Origin of the sequence: Mesorhizobium sp. IMUNJ 23033, assembly GCF_044778005.1 — a bacterium.
Taxonomy (GTDB): Bacteria; Pseudomonadota; Alphaproteobacteria; order Rhizobiales; family Rhizobiaceae; genus Mesorhizobium; species Mesorhizobium amorphae_A.
On record NZ_JBJACT010000029.1, the window covers coordinates 22,806 to 40,259 of the forward strand.

The 17,454-nt window shown below is 62.6% G+C and carries 14 protein-coding genes; 8 read left to right on the forward strand and 6 right to left on the reverse strand.

Annotated elements, in window-relative coordinates:
- The first annotated feature begins 7 nt into the window (after positions 1–7).
- The 3 genes from ACFX5Q_RS26290 (at position 8) to ACFX5Q_RS26300 (ending at position 3,337) form a co-directional block, all read left to right on the forward strand.
- A complete protein-coding gene (locus ACFX5Q_RS26290; protein WP_404282732.1) occupies positions 8–529 on the forward strand; it encodes a hypothetical protein in 522 nt (173 codons plus the stop codon).
- 265 nt (positions 530–794) lie between these two features.
- Positions 795–1,538, forward strand: coding sequence for a 2OG-Fe(II) oxygenase (locus tag ACFX5Q_RS26295; RefSeq protein WP_404282733.1), 744 nt, complete (start codon positions 795–797; stop codon positions 1,536–1,538).
- A 176-nt stretch (positions 1,539–1,714) separates the two neighbouring features.
- Positions 1,715–3,337 (forward strand): ABC-F family ATP-binding cassette domain-containing protein, encoded by a 1,623-nt coding sequence (locus ACFX5Q_RS26300; RefSeq protein WP_006201480.1) that lies wholly within the window; start codon positions 1,715–1,717, stop codon positions 3,335–3,337.
- Positions 3,338–3,405: 68 nt separating this feature from the next.
- On the opposite strand, the gene ACFX5Q_RS26305 is transcribed toward ACFX5Q_RS26300, so the two are convergent.
- Entirely contained in the window at positions 3,406–4,059 is a 654-nt protein-coding gene (locus ACFX5Q_RS26305) for a glutathione S-transferase family protein (RefSeq protein ID WP_404282734.1), read from the reverse strand.
- 281 nt (positions 4,060–4,340) lie between these two features.
- Between ACFX5Q_RS26305 and ACFX5Q_RS26310 the strand changes: the two genes are divergently transcribed.
- Positions 4,341–4,706: a hypothetical protein gene (locus ACFX5Q_RS26310; RefSeq protein WP_404282735.1), complete on the forward strand. Its 366-nt coding sequence runs from the start codon at positions 4,341–4,343 to the stop codon at positions 4,704–4,706.
- A 164-nt stretch (positions 4,707–4,870) separates the two neighbouring features.
- Here ACFX5Q_RS26310 and ACFX5Q_RS26315 read toward each other — a convergent pair whose 3' ends face one another.
- Together ACFX5Q_RS26315 and ACFX5Q_RS26320 are read right to left on the reverse strand one after the other, a co-directional pair.
- Entirely contained in the window at positions 4,871–6,049 is a 1,179-nt protein-coding gene (locus tag ACFX5Q_RS26315) for a CynX/NimT family MFS transporter (RefSeq protein ID WP_404282736.1), read from the reverse strand.
- 22 nt (positions 6,050–6,071) lie between these two features.
- Positions 6,072–7,373, reverse strand: a complete 1,302-nt coding sequence (locus tag ACFX5Q_RS26320; protein WP_404282827.1) for an FAD-binding oxidoreductase — start codon at positions 7,371–7,373, stop codon at positions 6,072–6,074.
- Between the two features lie 202 nt (positions 7,374–7,575).
- Between ACFX5Q_RS26320 and ACFX5Q_RS26325 the strand changes: the two genes are divergently transcribed.
- Positions 7,576–8,481, forward strand: a complete 906-nt coding sequence (locus ACFX5Q_RS26325; RefSeq protein WP_404282737.1) for a LysR substrate-binding domain-containing protein — start codon at positions 7,576–7,578, stop codon at positions 8,479–8,481.
- A gap of 114 nt (positions 8,482–8,595) precedes the next feature.
- Here the strand turns inward: ACFX5Q_RS26325 and ACFX5Q_RS26330 are convergent, their stop codons facing one another.
- The gene (locus ACFX5Q_RS26330; RefSeq protein WP_404282738.1) at positions 8,596–11,193 is read right to left on the reverse strand and encodes an EAL domain-containing protein; all 2,598 of its coding nucleotides are present in this window, start codon (positions 11,191–11,193) and stop codon (positions 8,596–8,598) included.
- 266 nt (positions 11,194–11,459) lie between these two features.
- Between ACFX5Q_RS26330 and ACFX5Q_RS26335 the strand changes: the two genes are divergently transcribed.
- Together ACFX5Q_RS26335 and ACFX5Q_RS26340 are read left to right on the forward strand one after the other, a co-directional pair.
- Positions 11,460–11,765: a hypothetical protein gene (locus tag ACFX5Q_RS26335; RefSeq protein ID WP_404282739.1), complete on the forward strand. Its 306-nt coding sequence runs from the start codon at positions 11,460–11,462 to the stop codon at positions 11,763–11,765.
- 179 nt (positions 11,766–11,944) lie between these two features.
- Positions 11,945–13,513 (forward strand): serine hydrolase, encoded by a 1,569-nt coding sequence (locus ACFX5Q_RS26340; RefSeq protein ID WP_404282740.1) that lies wholly within the window; start codon positions 11,945–11,947, stop codon positions 13,511–13,513.
- 88 nt (positions 13,514–13,601) lie between these two features.
- Here ACFX5Q_RS26340 and ACFX5Q_RS26345 read toward each other — a convergent pair whose 3' ends face one another.
- Positions 13,602–13,889, reverse strand: coding sequence for a hypothetical protein (locus tag ACFX5Q_RS26345; protein ID WP_404282741.1), 288 nt, complete (start codon positions 13,887–13,889; stop codon positions 13,602–13,604).
- A 918-nt stretch (positions 13,890–14,807) separates the two neighbouring features.
- Here ACFX5Q_RS26345 and ACFX5Q_RS26350 point away from each other — a divergent pair.
- Positions 14,808–15,179, forward strand: a complete 372-nt coding sequence (locus ACFX5Q_RS26350; protein WP_404282742.1) for a VOC family protein — start codon at positions 14,808–14,810, stop codon at positions 15,177–15,179.
- Between the two features lie 126 nt (positions 15,180–15,305).
- Here ACFX5Q_RS26350 and ACFX5Q_RS26355 read toward each other — a convergent pair whose 3' ends face one another.
- Positions 15,306–17,348, reverse strand: a complete 2,043-nt coding sequence (locus ACFX5Q_RS26355) for an ABC transporter ATP-binding protein/permease (RefSeq protein WP_404282743.1) — start codon at positions 17,346–17,348, stop codon at positions 15,306–15,308.
- Positions 17,349–17,454 lie beyond the last annotated feature (106 nt).

Here is a 17,454-nt window from a genome sequence, read left to right on the forward strand (position 1 = left end):
CCATCCCATGGCCATGATCCCGCCGATTGAGTACGCCACGGCATCGCCCGAGATCCGCGCCGCGCATGACGAGGAGCTTCGCCTGCGCGGCCGCATGACCAACATGAAGCGCATCCAACTGCACTCGCCGGCCGCCCACCGCATCTACGCCGAATGGTTCACCCTGCGCGACCTGCTCAGGCCCACGCTCGGCGATCGCGCGATCTGGCTGCTGTCGCTGGCGATTTCTGAAAGCTGCCGGGCCGAGATCCCGGTCACCTTCTTCCGCCGCGCGCTGATCGAGTCAGGGCTCGACCCCGGTAGCATCGAACCCAACGCCGACGAGGCGCTGCTGATCGACTTCGGTACTGCGGTCGCCACCGACGCCAACGCGGTTTCCGCGATCTGGGCCGGGCTGAAGGCACGCTACGATGAGCCGACGCTGGTCAATCTCGTCGCCTTCGCCGGCATCATGGTGGCGACCTGCGTGTTCACCAACGCGGTGCGCGTCGATCTCGATCCGGAGCTGGAGGGTTATCGGAGGCGGTGACGTGCGATCTTCCCTTCTCCCCTTGTGGGAGAAGGTGGCCGAGCGAAGCTCGGTCGGATGAGGGGTGTTCCAGCTTGGCATTGTGTCTGAAATCGCCGCCGCCTCATTCCTTCCAACACCCCTCATCCGTCTCGGCGCTGTCGCGCCGATCCACCTTCTCCCACAAGGGGAGAAGGGAAAGTGGCGCCCAATCTCCGCATGAAACGGGTGGCTAACGCCCTCTGTTCGCCCCACTTTGGGCAACCAACCGACCGGGAGCAACCCCATGACCATCCATTCGATAAGTGCTCGTCGTGCAAATCGTTCGGCGGAGGCGCGTGTCGCCGATCAGGACTGGAGCGAACTGGCTAGCGAACTGAACAACCATGGCTGCGCCGTCATGGAAAAGCTGCTTTCGCCCGAGGAATGCGCCGAGATCGCGGTGCTCTATCCGCACGAAGAGCACTTCCGGAGTCATGTCCACATGGCACGTCACGGTTTCGGCAAGGGCGAGTATCGCTATTTCCGTTACCCTTTGCCTGATCTGATCGGCGCCTTGCGCACCGCGCTCTATCCGCGTCTGGCCGAGGTCGCCAACGATTGGAACGAGCGCTTGGGGCTGGCGCAGCGCTATCCCGCGGACCACGCCGCATTCCTGAAGCAATGCCACGACAACGGCCAGATGCGGCCGACGCCGCTCTTGCTGCAATACGGCCCCGGCGACTTCAACTGCCTGCACCAGGACCTCTATGGCGATCTCGCCTTCCCGCTGCAGGTGGCAATCCTGCTGTCGGAGCCAGGCGAGGATTTTACCGGCGGTGAGTTCGTGCTGACCGAGCAGCGCCCGCGCATGCAGAGCCGCGCCGAGGTCGTGCCGCTCACCCAGGGCGACGCCGTGGTCTTCGCCGTCCACAACCGCCCGGTGCAAGGCACCAAGGGCCATTATCGGGTCAATCTCAGGCACGGCGTCAGCCGCCTGCGCTCGGGCATGCGGCATACGGTCGGCATCATCTTCCACGACGCGAAGTAGAGGCCTGGCGCCGCGGCTGCCAATCTCCCCGCGAGGGGGGAGATCGGCTGTCACTGCCGCCGTCGCTAGCCTTCACTGTCGGCGCTGCGGCGCTTCTGCCTCTTCCCCCGGCACCCTCATTCGCGTATGGCCCCGGGCAAATCCCTCAACCTCGCATCGGCCTCCCGGAACACCCCATGATTCGTCTCGAAAGCATCGGCAAGCAGAATGGCCGTCAGATCGTCTTCATCGAGGCTTCGGCCGCGCTGCAGAAGGGCGAGAAGATTGGCCTTGTCGGCCCCAACGGCGCCGGCAAGACGACTTTGTTTCGCATGATCAATGGTGAGGAACAGCCCGACGAGGGCCAGGTGCAAGTCGATCGCGGCGTCACTATTGGTTATTTCAGCCAGGATGTCGGCGACATGGCAGGCCACAGCGCAGTCGCCGAAGTGATGAACGGCGCAGGGCCGGTCAGCGACGTGGCGGCCGAAATGGCGGAACTCGAGGCGGCCATGGCCGATCCCGACCAGGCCGACCGGATGGACGAGATCATCGAAAAATATGGCGAGGCGCAGCACCGTTTCGAGGAACTCGACGGCTATGCGCTCGACGGCCGCGCGCGTGAGGTGCTCGACGGCCTCGGCTTTTCCCAGGAGATGATGGATGGCGACGTCGGCAAACTCTCCGGCGGCTGGAAGATGCGCGTGGCACTGGCCCGCATTCTGTTGATGCGCCCCGATGTCATGCTGCTCGACGAGCCGAGCAACCATCTCGATCTCGAAAGCCTGATCTGGCTGGAGCAGTTCCTCAAGGGTTACGACGGCGCGCTGCTGATGACCTCGCACGACCGCGAGTTCATGAACCGCATCGTCAACAAGGTGGTGGAGATCGACGCCGGCTCGCTCACCGCTTACTCGGGAAACTACGAATTCTACCAGCAGCAGCGGGCGATCGCCGACAAGCAGCAACAGGCGCAGTTCGAGCGCCAGCAGGCGATGCTGGCCAAGGAGATCGCCTTCATCGAACGCTTCAAGGCGCGCGCCTCGCATGCCGCGCAGGTGCAGAGCCGGGTAAAGAAGCTGGACAAGATCGACCGCGTCGAGCCGCCGAAGCGCCGCCAGATCGTCAATTTCGAATTCCAGCCGGCGCCGCGCTGCGGCGAGGACGTGGTGACGCTGAAGAACGTCCACAAGGGCTACGGCAGCCGCTCGATCTATGAGGGGCTGGATTTTCAAGTCCGCCGCCGCGAGCGCTGGTGCATCATGGGCGTCAACGGCGCCGGCAAGTCGACGCTGTTGAAGCTGGTGGCCGGCGCGTCCGACCCCGATGCCGGCACGGTGGCGCGCGGCCCGAGCGTCAAGATGGGATATTTCGCCCAGCACGCCATGGAGCTGCTGGAGGGCGAGCGCACCGTGTTCCAGACGCTGGAGGATAACTTCCCGCAGGCCGGCCAGGCACCACTCAGGGCGCTTGCCGGTTGCTTCGGCTTTTCCGGCGATGAGATCGAGAAGAAATGCCGCGTGCTGTCAGGCGGCGAGAAGGCCCGGCTGGTGATGGCGCTGATGCTGTTCGATCCGCCCAATCTGCTGGTGCTGGACGAGCCGACCAACCATCTCGACATCGCCACCAAGGAGATGCTGATCACCGCCCTCTCGCAATATGAAGGCACGATGCTGTTCGTCTCGCACGACCGCCATTTCCTGGCCGCACTCTCCAACCGCGTGCTCGAACTGACGCCCGAAGGCATCCACACCTATGGCGGCGGCTATACGGAGTATGTCGAGCGCACCGGGCAGGAAGCGCCGGGGCTGAGGAGCTAGGGGCTAGGCGGCAATTGGCACAAGGCGGACGCCCACTCGCGTCTGCCGCAAGTGATCTGGAGCGGCCCTCATCCGTCGTTTGATGCGGTGGTGAAAACCGCCAATTGAGCTTCGAAAGCACGCTTGAAGGCCGGCCGCGCTTGGCCGCGGGCGACATAGGCGGAGAGGTTCGGATATTCGTCCAGCAGAGCCGATCGGTTCAACCTGCGCAGCACCATCACCATCAGGAGGTCACCGGCGCTGAACGCACCATCGAGCCAGTCGGCATCGCCAAGGCGATCGGAGAGTTCGCTCAGCCGGCTACGGATACGATCCTCGACCATGGGCAGGCGCTGCTTGTGCCAGGCCTCGTCGCGCTCCAGGAGGATGGCGGTTTCCCGATCCACGATCGGCGGCTCCAGCGTGCTGACCGCGGCAAACATCCATGTGATCGCTCGCGCCCTGGCATTCGCGTCGTCCGGCAGCAGGCCCGCATTGCGCTCCGCGATATGGAACACGATGGCCCCCGAGTCGAACAGAGCGAGATCGCCTTCTTCATAGGTCGGGATCTGCCCGAAAGGCTGAAGCGCACGATGCGCGGGTTGCTTCATCGCGCTGAACGAAACAGGACGAACGTCGTAAGCTTGGCCGACTTCTTCGAGCGCCCAACGAACACGCATGTCACGGGCCTGTCCCCTGCCGCGGTCGGGCGATCGTTCAAAGGCTGTGATGGTGGGGGTCATTGAAAGGCTCCGGGTGATTGCATGACGTTGTCGATGTGCGTGATTGCGACGATCTTTCTCATGGTCAGGTATCCGGTTCTTGCGCTTTTGCATCCAGAGGACGAACGAGCCGCGCGGCTCCCGACAACTATCTCGTTTTCATGGGTTTTCGCGGTCCGTGTCTTCTGGGCGCGGCCGATAGCTGTGCTTACTGGCTGCCTTGCCGGAGCTATGGCCTTGTGGGGGTTGTGGGGAGAAGAGTTCTGTGTACTCTCCGCAACGCTTTAGGAGAGGCTTACGGAATGAGAATTGCAATGTTGGTCGCGTTGGCCGCGATATTGGCTGGATGCGTGACCTCCCCGGTCGACTACGAAACGTCGCTTTCGAAGCAAGACCCGAAATGGGTGTCGCCGGAATGCCAGCAAGCTCGAATGGCGGCTTCGGACTACGACGCCCGCGAAAAAGAGCACCCGGGGTGGGGCTTCGGCGTCCTGCTTGGCCCGTACTCACTAGGGCTCGTAGCAGCGACCAAGGAGCATGAGCAGAAGCAACGAAAATTGTTTTCCCGCGAGGTGCACTTGCGGTGCTCAAGCCTTCCACTGCCAAAGGAGTTGCAGGGCGATTCAAGCGCCCAGGATGCGATCGCAAGGCGGACGAAATATCCGTAGGCATCACTCCTTCGAGACGAAGCGGACTGCTCAACGATGCCGTGGCCTCTGCCGCGATCGAATTCTGATAAGCGCGCAGCGGTAATCGACTTGGGATTTTATGGGCAAGGAGCACCGGCCTCCTGGTCGCGTCGATGAAACGATGAACCGCCCTATCTGTCTAACTATTGCCTGGATGGAACCACTATCGGCTGTGGAAGGCGGCTGATCCGGTGGAATGGCCAAAGAAGGAGGGGGCAAAAGAGGAGTGCGGCAGCGCCGAAATCGAGCGCGACGGTCGCGGTGCCGGCCCAAGTGGCAAGTTTGCCGCCGATCGCCGGTCCGGCCAGCATGCCGGCATAGTAGACGGTGTAGAACACTCCCATCCCGATCGATCGCGTCCTCTGACCGAGCACGCGCGTCGGCAAGCTCATAATCGCGCCGGCAGGCAAGCCGCATACGATCCCCATGGCAATGATGAGGGGCAGCACTAGTCCGCTTCGTGACAGAAGAAGCATGAGGAACGCAAGGCCGGCACAGCCCGCGACGAGAACCGCGCCGCTGCGTTTGGTGCGATCGGCCAGGAAGCCACCCAAGGGGACAGAAAGGGTGGCCAGCCAAAGCACGACGCTGATCGTCGATCCCGCCGCAGAGTTGGACCACCCGCGCTCGACGAGCATCGACGGACCGAAGCTGAAGACCATTGCGAAGCCGACATTGTAGAGGCACCAGATCAGGCCGGCGGCGATCAGGGCATAGGTCGTCCAGGCCGAGATGCCGTGGCGCTCATCTCCACCGGCGGGTGGTACCTCCGGGGCGCGATAGACGAAGGTCATCAGGCCGAGGCTGACGATAATCAGTACCGAAACGGCAATGCCCACGGCGGTCATCCCGAACGCCGTTCCGATTGCCGGCAGCAGTATGAGAGCAATGGCGATGCCCGCTGGCCACGAGTTGATGTAGATGGCCAAGGCGGTTGCGATTTCCCGGCCGGCAAACCAGTCGGCGACCATCTTGGTCATCAGGACGTTCAAGAGAACGCCGCCAGTTCCGCCAATCAGTCGGCCGCTGATCTGCAGGCTCCAGAACGTAGACGACGTCATCAGCATTTCACCCGCCAGCATCATCAGGAGGCCGGCGAGAACGGTCGCCTTGTCGCCATAGCGCTGGCCGATGGTCGCGCCAGGCAGGGCCAACGCTACTCCCGGTGCAAGATAGAGACCGATCAGAATGCCGATGTCGGCCAAGCTCACACCGATGCTATCGCCGACAAGTGGCGCGACGGCGGCGACGCTCTGAAATTGAAATGCCATTGCCGTGCGGGCGACGAACAGGACAGCAAGGATCGTCCAGCGACTGCGCACGGTTCCCCCGCGATATTCCGAACTATTCAGGACTGATATTCTGGTTCAATCGGAAGAAATTGGTCGGGTCGTATCGTTTCTTGATTGCGGCGAGGCGCGCATAATTTCCACCGTAGGCATCACGCACGCGCTCGTCACCCTCGTCACCAAGATTGTTGGCGTAGACACCGCCGGTGGAGAACGGTCTGACCGCGTTCCACAAGTCGCGCGCCCAGCGGATATTTACCTCGTCATCGACCGGATCGTCCCAGATAGCGATGGGGAAGCAGTCGAGGGCCGCGTCGCGATTGGCGTAGGGCGAGTGGGAGGCCGGCACACGAGCGATTGCTCCGCCGACCTGCTGGAAAACCAGCAGGGACGAGTGATTGGGAGCCTTCGCGTAACTGTCGAGCAGCGCGTTGATCGCACCATCGCTGATCTCACGCAGGAACTGCGCCTTCCAGTAATAGCGTCGCCCGCGTGGAAAGAGGCTATCACCCGCCGATTGAATCTGAAGATAGGGAACGGCGTGAAGGTGGCTTTCGATGGGGGATCCGAATGTCATCAGCGGCGCGATGACGGATTCGCCCGCTTCGGGTGCCCCGACATAGCAAGCCGAGATGCTGAAGGCACTGTCGCCCGAGGGCAGTGTGACGAGCGCCGCATCGACGCTCACTTCGTCCGGAGCGTCGCGGGAGAATTTGTCGTAAAACCGCATGGCCTCGCGCGCCTGATCGTAGGCGTGAAGCACCGAGCCCATCAGAAGAGCTGGGCCGAGCGGGTGCAGCCGGTATTCGAACGCCGTCACTATGCCGAAATTGCCGCCGCCGCCTCGCAGGGCCCAGAACAGTTCGGGATGCTCGCTTGCGCTTGCTCGCAACAGCCGTCCGTCGGCCGCGACAATTTCGGCCGCGATCAAATTATCGCAGCTCAGACCGTGCTTTCGCCCGAGTTTGCCGAAGCCTCCACCGAGTGTGAGGCCGGCGATACCGGTGTCGCTGTTGACGCCCATGGTGGTCGCAAGACCGTGCGCCTGTGTGGCTGCGTCGAACTCCCCGAGGGTCAGACCAGCTTCGGCCCTGGCGATGCGGCGCTCAGGATCGACTGCGATTTTCTTCATGCGGGATAGATCGATCACCATCCCATCGTCGCAGACTGACAGACCGGCGACATTGTGACCGCCGCTGCGAACTGCCACGACAAAGCCTTGTGACCTGGCATAAGTCACGGCACGGACGACGTCATCGGCATCGGCGCAAAAGACAATTGCAGCAGGGTGTTTGTCGATCGCCCCGTTCCAGACCCTCCGTGCCTGATCGTAGGTAGCGTCCGTCGGCAATACCACTTCGCCCCGCAAGCCTTGCCGTAGCTGTTCGATCGCAGTGGTCGAAGAATGGGATCGACCCAATAGCGCACCGGTCTGTCGTGGAAGCTCCATCGATATCGCTCTGCGGTTTCAACAGGACGATGGTCTCACAGGGGCGCAACCTTCTGCAAAAGCGAAATTCTTGGCTGCCAGATGAGCAAAATTCATCTACGCTGCCGGCATGACAAATCGCCCGCCTCTGCGCGCCTTGCACGCCTTCGAGGCCGCCGCTCGGCACGGCAGCTTCAAGGCCGCGGCGGCGGAACTCGGCGTGACGCCGACAGCGATCAGCCACCAGGTCCGCTTGCTGGAAGAGATATGCGGTCTCAAGCTGTTCCAGCGCCGGCCACGTCCGCTCGTGCTGACGAGTGCGGGAGCGCGGCTGTTTCCGATCCTCCGCAACGGCTTTGATCTTCTCGCTGGCTCCCTTGCCGCAGTGGCCGAGCCGGATGTTCAAGCGCCATTGCGGGTGACGAGCCCGAACGCTTTCGCGAGCCGATGGCTGGTGCCTCGATTGCCGAAATGGCGAGAGGCCAACCCGGCGATCCCGCTGGAGATCATCGGGACGGACGCGCTGCTCGATCTGCGCGCCGGCGCTGCGGATGTGGCGATCCGCTACACACGTCGCCCGCCTTTGGGCTTTGCCGCGCAGGAAATATGCCGCGATTCCTTCTTTCCCATTTGCAGTCCCCGACTATTGGCAAGCGACGGACGAGCGATTGAGCGTGCTGCAGATCTCCTGCGCTATCCGTTGATCCACTTTGACTGGATGAACCGGGATCCGGACGCTCCCACCTGGTCCCGGTGGCTAGCGACGGCCCGTTCAATCGATCCAGAGCTGATCCCGGACAAAGCTTGGGATTTGAGCTTCCGCGAGGAACTGCATGCGATCGATGCGGTTGTCGCCGGGCAAGGTATTGCGATCTTTAGTGACGTGGTGGTTGGCCGTGAATTGGAGAACGGCTCGCTCGTCAAGGCGCATCCATTGTCCTTGCCGGGCTACAGCTTTTATGTCGTCTGGATGCATCACAGTCCGCGATCCACGATCATAGAGTCTTTCCTGGCGTGGATGAGAAACGTCGCTTGAGACTGTCTACCGAGCTGATTTCCTGCGACGTCAGCTTTCAGGAAATGGCAAACCTGAACTGTACGGCCGACATGCGGCGCATGGCCGCCGGGACTGAGGGCGTAGGGCGCCCCGCTACCCTACCGCCAGCCATTTGCGCGACTGGGCGAAGGCCTTGAAGGCCTTGGCGTCCATCGGACGGCCGAAGGCGTAGCCCTGCAGGATGTCGCAGCCCAATTCCTTCAGGATGCGCGCGTGTTCCATCGTTTCGACGCCTTCGGCCACCACTTCGATGCCGAGCGATTTGCCGATCTCGATGATGGACGACACCAGCCGCCGCTGCGCCCTCGAGTCGATGATCGGCGTGATCAACTGGCGGTCGATCTTCAGCCGGCGCGGCTGCAGCTTGAGCAGGCTGACGATCGAGGCGTGGCCGGTGCCGAAATCGTCGATCTCGATGTCGATGCCGAGTTCCTTGATCTGCTCGATGTTCCAGGAAACGAAATCGTCGTTCTCGTCGAGGAAGATCGACTCGACCAGTTCGAACGACACGGTCCCTTCCTTGATGGCGAGCGTGCGCAACCCCTTGATCAGGTCCCGGTCCTCCAGGCGCCTGGCCGAGACGTTGACCGACACGCGCGCGATGTTGAGATGCGACCAGCGCTCGAAATTCTCCAGCGCCTGTTTGAGGGTGACGCTGTCAATCAGCGCCACGACATTGAGCTCTTCGGCCACCTTGAGATAGGCGGCGGGGGCGAGGATGCCGCGCCGCGGATGCTTCCAGCGCGACAACGCCTCGACGCCGACGATCTCGAGCGTCTTGGCGTCGAACTGCGGCTGGTAGTAAGCGATGAATTCGTTCCGTTCCAGCCCGCCCAGGATTTCATCGGCGGTCTGCTTGGTCCGAACGATCTCGCTCTGCAGTTCCTCGTTGAAGAATTCGTAGCGATTGCGGCCATGGCTTTTCGCCCGGTAAAGCGCGAGATCGGCATTGACGAGCAACTGTTTGGCGTCGACCCCGCTGTTGGCGGCAATGCCGATGCTGACGCCGAACCGGCACTGGTGGCCCTGGTAGGTGATCGGCTGGCGCATCTCTTCGATGATGCGGTCGGCAAGTTCGGCAAGTTTGTCGTCGCCACGGCCATGGCTCACCACCACGAACTCGTCGCCGCCGATGCGCGCCACGAAATCGGCTGCCCCGGCATTGGCCTTGATCACCTTCGAGGCATGCAACAGCATGGCATCGCCCGCTGCGTGGCCGAGTGTGTCGTTGATTTGCTTGAAGCGGTCGAGGTCGAGATGCAGCAGCGCCGTGCGCCGGCCGGCTTCGCCGCTTTCGGCCAGCATCTCGTCGAGATAGCGGCGATTGGGCAGGCCGGTCAGCGAATCGTGAAGCGCCACATGCTCGATGCGCGCCTTGGCGGTCTCCAGTTCGGCGTTCTTCGATTCCGACAGCTGCCGCTCGCGCACCAGGTTCTCGTTGAGCAGCACGTCACTGGTCACGTCCCATTCGGCGCCGATCATCTTCGGCGTGCCGCCAGTGTCCTGGAAGAAGGTCGCGCGCGTGCGGACATGGCGGATATGGCCGTCAGCATGGACGAGGCGGTATTGCGAGGAGTAGAGGCCCTTGGTCGCCGCGGCCTGGTCGAAATCCTGCCGGGCACGCTCGATATCGTCGGGATGGATCGTCCCCGACCAGTCATCATAGGCGCGCGGCTTGCCGTCGGCGGGCCTGCCGTAGATCTCGTTGACGCGGTCGTCCCACACCAGTTCGTTGGTGGCGAGGTCGTGCTCCCACACGCCGATGCCCGAGGCCTCCAGCGCCAGCTCCAGCCGCCCGGACAGGCGTCTCAACTCGGCATAGTTTTTCTGCCTTTCGCCGAACAGCCGCCCGGCCACCAGGATCGGCAGCACCACCAGCACGCCGGCGAGCGCCATGAGTGCCTGCAAGGTCCGCTCATTCTTCGGCGCCGCTGGCCAGCCGCCCTTGGGAATGGCCGAGATCCGCCAGGAGCCCGAAGGCAGCTGCACTTCGGCCGTCACGGGCTCGCCGGCGATGACATTATCGCCGCCGAAGAAACGTTCGCCACCGCCGCCCAGCGCATCCTTGCCGGTCAGCGCGACATCGATGTCGAGTTGGGGGTCGTTGAGGCCGCTCGCCGCATAGAGCCTCTCGACATCGACTACCGCCGAGACGATTCCCCAGAAGCGCTCGCCGCCGCCCGCCGTCGCCACGAAGACCGGGATGCGGCCTATGAAGCCGCGTCCGCCTTGCGCCAGGTCGACCGGACCGGCGAACACCAGCGTGCGTCCGTCGCGCGCCCGAAGCGCCGCCGTGCGTTGCGCCTCGTTCTTGCGGTAATCGAGCCCGATCGCCTTCTCGTTGCCTTCCATCGGGTACATCAGCGAAATGACGAGGTCCGGCGCGCCGGCGATGTTGCGCAATTGCGATTTCTGCTCGAACAGATTGCCGGCGAGCGAGGCAAATCTCTGCTGGCCCATATAGGGCTCGGTGACGATGGCCGATACCAGGCCGCGCACGAGCTGGAGATTGCCGTTTATGTTACCCTCGAGCTTGGCGCGGATAATGTTGACCTTGGCCAGGACATCGGCGCGCGCCAGTTGATCGGAGACTTGTCTGTTCTGCTGGTCGGCAAAAACGGCGCAGATCAGAAGCACGACAAAGGCTATCGCCGCCGGCAAGTTGGCGGCAGAAAAAACGGCCTGACTCACGCGGCCGAGATTGAATCCCGTTCTGGTCAATTCGACCCGAATACCTTTCCTGGACAATAGCCCATCGGGCGAACCTAGTAGAAAGTGCTTAAATTTAACCTTCCAGGCCAGCCGCAAGTTTCAGCATTGGGCCCATTGTTGCCGGCATTCCTGTCCGCGGGCTGAAGCAGTGCTTAACGGACAGACGGAGAGGGTTTTCCAGCGATTTGAAGCAACCAACTCACTTTGCCAGGCATTAATTTGTGAAAAGCATCGGGAGGAAGTCCATGCTGCATTTTAACATGCCTCGGGAATTTGAGATCGGTGACGAGGTCGCGCTGACAGGTACCGTCATCACCATTCTTCCTAGCGGACGCGCCAGGGTGAGCATCCCATCGTATGACCATCCTTATGCGATCGACCCGCCACCCAAGACCCGCGCCGGAGACAAGGTTCTCCTTGTCGGGGACGTCACCCGCATCGATCGCGAAGCCGACAAGCTGACTGTGCGGATCGACTGCGGCGGCGTGATTACGGTCGACAAGTCGGCGATCACCAGGCTGAGAAAGCACCGCCGGGCGTCAGCGGGCTGACGCGCACAGCGATGCAACGGCCGGCGACCGTTGATTGGCACGCGCGACAGAGCGCGTATCCTTTGGGTTGCCACTGTCTAGCCTAAGAGAGGTTCGACACTCACAACCGATGGGAGAGTTGGCCTCGCGCGCGCCGGCCTGTACAATCACCAGGTGAATACAGGGGAGGAGGCTCGATCGTGCGGCTGGATCGGAATCTCTGCCATTGGCGCATCTGGGCCTTCATCGTCGTCATGGCGTTCTGGCCGCGTGCGGCATCGGCCGACGACATCACGCCCGAACGCATCGCGGCTGCCCTGTCGAAGCTCGAAGCGCTCGCCGAAGCCGCCGTCGCCGACGGTGCCGTGCCCGGTCTCTCCATCGGCGTCGTGCACGACGACGAAGTGATCTTCCTCAAAGGTTTCGGGCATCGCGAGGCCGGCAAGCCTGAGGCCGTCGACGCCGACACCGTGTTCCAGATCGCCTCGCTCTCCAAACCGGTCTCCGCCACCGTCGTGGCGGCGCTGGTCAGCGACGGGATCGTGTCCTGGGATTCGGAAATCGCCGACCTCGATCCGGCCTTCCGGCTGGCCGATCCCTATCCGACCAGCCAACTCACCGTCCGTGACCTCTTCGCGCATCGCAGCGGGCTTCCGGGCACCGCCGGAGACGACCTCGAGGACATCGGCTACGACCGCGCCGAGATCCTGCATCGGCTGCGGTCCGTGCCGCCATCGTCGAGCTTTCGTGCCGGCTACTCCTACAGCAATTTCGGACTGACCGAGGGTGCCATTGCTGCCGCCAAGCCGACAGGCAAACCCTGGGAGGAGGTCGCCGAGGAAAAGCTCTACCGTCCGCTTGGCATGGCCTCGACCAGCTCCCGCCATTCCGACTTCGTCAAGCACGCCAATCGCGCCGCGCTCCACGTCAAGGTTGATGGCGCCTGGGCCGCGAAGATCAAGCGCGATCCGGATGCGCAGGCGCCGGCGGGCGGCGTCAGCTCCACGGCACGCGATCTCTCGCAATGGGTGCGCCTCATAACCGGCAACGGGGTCTATGCCGGCAAGACGCTGATTGCCGCCGATGCGCTGGCGCAGACGCATGTGCCGTTGATGACGCGCGGCAAGAACCCCGTTTCCGGCGGCGAGAGTTTCTACGGCCTCGGCTGGAATGTCGAATTCGGCCGGCACGGTCTTAGCTGGGGCCATGCGGGCGCCTTCAGCGTCGGCGCGCGCACCCTAGTGACAGTCTTCCCGAAGGAGAAGCTTGGCATCGTCATCATCGCCAATGCCTTTCCGACAGGCGTGCCCGAGGGGCTGTCCGACAGTTTTGCGGACCTCGTCTTCGACGGAACGGTCGAGAAGGATTGGATCAAGGCATGGGACGGGATCTATGCCGGCCTGTTCGGTCCGGCGGTCGAGGCGGCCAAGGCCGCCTATGCCGCGCCGCCGTCTCCGGTAAGGCCCGCCGGACCGGCCGGTGCCTATGCCGGCCGCTACGCCAACGACTTCATCGGCGATGCGGTCGTGTCGAGTGCAGGAGACGGCCTTGTGCTCAAGGTCGGCCCGGCTGGCGCCCGGTCCTATTCGCTGACGCATTTCGACGGCGACCTGTTCCTGACCTTCCCCGATGCCGAGACACCGGACAGGCCAACGGGCGTCAGCTTCGTCGTCGGCCCGGACGGCAAGGCGTCGGCGATGACGATAGAGTTTCTCGACGACAATCATCTCGGCACGCTGCGGCGCGTCAGCGACCAAGATGGCCGGTAGACAGCGGACATGCCGGCGCAAGCGCTGAAGCCGACCTTATCCAGGGTAGTGCCGACCGCTTCGAGGCGACGGGCGCCAAGGGCCGACTCTATGTTCCCTTCACGATTCTCGGTTTAGTCGGTCGGCGGGATTGAGCCGCGCTCTCGAGGGTCAAGGCCAACCGCTTCTCGTCTTCAATGGCGCGATCGACTGCCTCGATTTCCTCCTGGAGCGCCTTCAGCTCGGCTCCGTAGCTGGAGCCGTCGCTGTCCCCGATCTGAAAGCCACTTGCCCGCATTGCGTCGCGAGTATGGTGCACGTTACGGATTCCTTCGCGTCGAGTCGCGACCAGGATTTCCCTGAACTCTCCAAGACGTTCAACGTGATTGCGAGCCATTGCGTTCTCCTATTTCGTCGTCATCGTCGCTGACGGCGATTCAGCACGGCTAAAACTTACGGCGCAGAAGGTTTAAGCGACTCTAAGAGATACGCTCGACAAAGCATGAATGCGGAAGCTCAAATTTGACCGTCTCGCAATAGCGTGGAGCGCGGCAGCGGGAAATTGGCTGCGGGATCGTACAGTGAAAGTCCCATGATGTTTCTCCTTTGGCCACCACGGCCGGAAGGAAACGGATGGATCGCAGAGCTCGCTTCCGGGTGGCCGGAACCGGGACGGCAGCTTCTGGCTTCCTGTGTAGTGAACGCGAACGTCCGTTCAGGGCAGCGAGCGACGCGCAGTATTTACCTTAACGTGAGAGCAGGAGAGAGATCTTGACCCGAGGTGCGAAAAAGCAACGCAAATACAGCTGATTGGTTATGACGTATGTATTCTCGCAGATGTGGTATTGGCCGTCTGGGGATTCCTGCACGCGATCCTTCGGGATGATGAAATTATGCGGCAAGTAAATGTAGCCCCCATCAATTCTGGACCGTACCGAAGAGCTAGGTATGGCGCGGCAATCAGATCCGCCGCAGCACTTGAATTTCGTCAGCGGGTCAATCCTGTCTTCGTACCAATCATGGGCGTTGGCGCCTGTTGCCGCGGCGATGCACATTGCCGTGAAGATGAACCTCCGCATGGCATTCCTCAAACATTCGGCAGGCGCTGCTGGTTCGAGCGTCTATGTATATTAGCCTTCCACTAAAAATACCATTGGTCTCCGAATGACTAGGGCGTCGTGCGCGCGCCGAGATGGTCCAGCAGCGTGTTGGCGATCTGTCCGTCATGCACCTGGCCAGCGGTCGGGCCGACCACCGACAGGAAACCTTTTGCACGAGATGACCGTTGTGGCCACAAAACCGAGGAGAAGGTTGAATGGCATCCGTCCGATACATCGTTGCCGACGTCAACGAGGCGGTCGCGTTCTATCGAGACAATCTCGATTTCAAGATCGACAAGCACAATCCGGGCAAGTTCGCCGCGCTGCTGCGCGACGACTTGACGTTATATCTCAGCGCCCCGGGTGCGGGGAGCGGTGGTCAGGCGGGCGGCGATCCGAAGCCGGGCGGGTGGAACCGATTTATGATCGTTACGAACGAGATCGATGTCCTCATTGAGCGGTTGCGCCGGGCTGATGCAAGATTCCGCGGGGAAATCAGCGACAGCGGTGCTGGCCGCGCCATCTTGCTCGAAGATCCATCGGGCAACGTCATCGAGCTATTTGAGTTCAAGAAGGACGGAGCCTGACGCAGAGCTGACGGCGGCGGGCTGTTGGTTTTGATAAGGCGGTGAGCTTTCGCCGCCGGTTTCGGACTTGAGTCAGGACGCGTGTGCGTACTGCAGCAGTTCACATTTGTCTGGGATAGCGCCGCCTTACTTAACCTGACGCCGCCTTGCGGCAGAAGTGCCTGAGCCCCACAAGGCGCGCGAGAGAAGGTTCCGTCTGCCCTTGCGCGGGACAAGCTCGATATCGCTGACCAGCTTGGCGCCGCCCTTGCGCCGCTCCAGGGTGATCTTGCGGCTGTGGAAGGCTTCCAGCTCGGCGCGGTGCGCCACGCTTATGATGGTGACCTTCGGCAGTTCTTGGATGATCGTCTCCATCATCTTGTCCTGGCTCTTCTCGTCGAGCGCCGAGGTTGCTTCATCGAGCACGACGATATCGGGGCTGTGCAGCAGGAGACGCGCTAAGGCGAGCCGCTGCTTCTCGCCGCCCGACAAGGTCTGGTCCCATGGCGCGTCTTCCTCGATCCTGGCGGCGAGATAGGCGAGGCCTACCTTGTCAAGGGCAGCCTTGATCTCGTCAATCGTCCAGTTGTCGGCGGCGGCAGGATAGGCGGCTGCACGGCGAAGCGTGCCTGAGGGGATGTAGGGACGTTGCGGCAACATGAACAGTCGCCTCTCGGCGTGGAAATTGACACTGCCGCCGCCCCATGGCCACAGTCCCGCGACGGCCCGCACCAGCGTGCTCTTTCCTGAACCGGATTCGCCGGCTACCAGCACCCGCTCGCCCGGTTCGATCACGACCTCGGTTTCCTTGACCACGGACGTGCCGTCGTCGAGCGTCACGGAGAGATTGTCGAGGCTGAGCATCGCACCGTCTTCGGTTTCACCACGCTGGATGCGTCCCAGGGCGTCGCTCTGTTCGGCTCGCTCCAGCCCGTCGAGCGACATCATCAGCGAGGCGATGCGCCGCGCACAGGCGTTCCAGTCGGCGAGACGGGGATAGTTATCGACCAGCCATCCGAACGCTCCTTGCACGATGCCAAAGGCAGAGGCAGCCTGCATCACCTCGCCAAGCGTCATTGAGCCTTCGAGGAATTTTGGCGCACACAGCAGGATCGGCACGACCGGCGCAAACAGGCTCGACCCCTGCGACACCGCCGCCGTACGCATGTGCTGGCCGGTCAGCAGCGCCCATTGCCTCAGCACATGGCCGAAATTCCTGTCGATGCCGCTGCGTTCTTCGTCCTCGCCGCCGAGCAGGGCGATGCTCTCGCCGTTTTCGCGCACGCGCGTCAGCGTGTAGCGCAGTTCGGCCTCCGCCTGGTTCTTCCGCTCGGAGAGCTGGACGAAATTGCGGCCGATGACCACCATCGAGGTCGAGGTGATGGCGGCATAGATCATCGCGGTGATGACCAGGAAGCCGGGAATGGTGATGCTCTCGCCGCCGATCGGCAGGGTCAGCGCGCCGCCGATGGTCCACAGCACGACGATGAAGGTCGAGGCCGACAGGAACGCGTTAAGGACGCCGGCGATGAAATCGACGGGAGATTCGGTGGCGATGCGCAGATCCTCGGTCATGCGGGCTTCGGGGTTCTGGTGATCGCCGCCGACGAGGTTCAGCTGGTAGTAGCGGCCGCTGGCGAGCCAGCGCGCGATGACCGCGGTGGTCAGCCAGGAACGCCAGCGGCGCTGGATCGTCATGCGCAGGTAGACCTGCGTGACGACAAGGCTGCCGCTGCAGATCACCAGCGGCACGAATACGGCGCTGAGGAAATAAACGCTGCGGGCGTTGCGCTGCTCAAGAGCATCGAACATCGAGCGGTTCCAGACATTGATGCCATACTGGAAGCCGATATTGATGCAAATGAGCAGCAGCACCCCGATGGTGAACGGCCAGGCGAGCCGGTCGCCGCGCCGGCTCCAGTAGCCGCGCGCGCCGATCCAGAAACGCCGCAGCAGATATTTCTTGCGCGCCTGCTCGGCCTGCTCGGGCGTCAACTCCGGATCGGGCTCGACGGCCTCCGGCGGCGGCGCGGCCTCGCCGACGACCTCCTCGGCTTCGACTGCCAATGGCTTCTCTTCGCGCGACTTCTCTCCGCGCGATTTCTCTTGGCGCGATTGCTGCTGGCGCGACTTCCGGGCGCCGCCCGGCCTGGCGCCGTCGGCCGATTTCGGTTTGACAGCTTCTGACATCAGGCCGACAACGGCTTAAAAATCAGAAGGTTTCATGATGTCCGCTGGAGATGCCAGCGGGCAGCCCGCTGAGTGTCGGCTACGTGGTGTCATTGACGGCGGGAAT

Bases quoted from the DNA above. Each gene is read 5' to 3' on its own strand.
- ACFX5Q_RS26290 (WP_404282732.1), top strand. From the start codon at position 8: ATGGCCATGATCCCGCCGATTGAGTACGCCACGGCATCGCCCGAGATC.
- ACFX5Q_RS26295 (WP_404282733.1), top strand. From the start codon at position 795: ATGACCATCCATTCGATAAGTGCTCGTCGTGCAAATCGTTCGGCGGAG.
- ACFX5Q_RS26300 (WP_006201480.1), top strand. From the start codon at position 1,715: ATGATTCGTCTCGAAAGCATCGGCAAGCAGAATGGCCGTCAGATCGTC.
- ACFX5Q_RS26305 (WP_404282734.1), bottom strand. From the start codon at position 4,059: ATGACCCCCACCATCACAGCCTTTGAACGATCGCCCGACCGCGGCAGG.
- ACFX5Q_RS26310 (WP_404282735.1), top strand. From the start codon at position 4,341: ATGAGAATTGCAATGTTGGTCGCGTTGGCCGCGATATTGGCTGGATGC.
- ACFX5Q_RS26325 (WP_404282737.1), top strand. From the start codon at position 7,576: ATGACAAATCGCCCGCCTCTGCGCGCCTTGCACGCCTTCGAGGCCGCC.
- ACFX5Q_RS26335 (WP_404282739.1), top strand. From the start codon at position 11,460: ATGCTGCATTTTAACATGCCTCGGGAATTTGAGATCGGTGACGAGGTC.
- ACFX5Q_RS26345 (WP_404282741.1), bottom strand. From the start codon at position 13,889: ATGGCTCGCAATCACGTTGAACGTCTTGGAGAGTTCAGGGAAATCCTG.
- ACFX5Q_RS26350 (WP_404282742.1), top strand. From the start codon at position 14,808: ATGGCATCCGTCCGATACATCGTTGCCGACGTCAACGAGGCGGTCGCG.
- ACFX5Q_RS26355 (WP_404282743.1), bottom strand. From the start codon at position 17,348: ATGTCAGAAGCTGTCAAACCGAAATCGGCCGACGGCGCCAGGCCGGGC.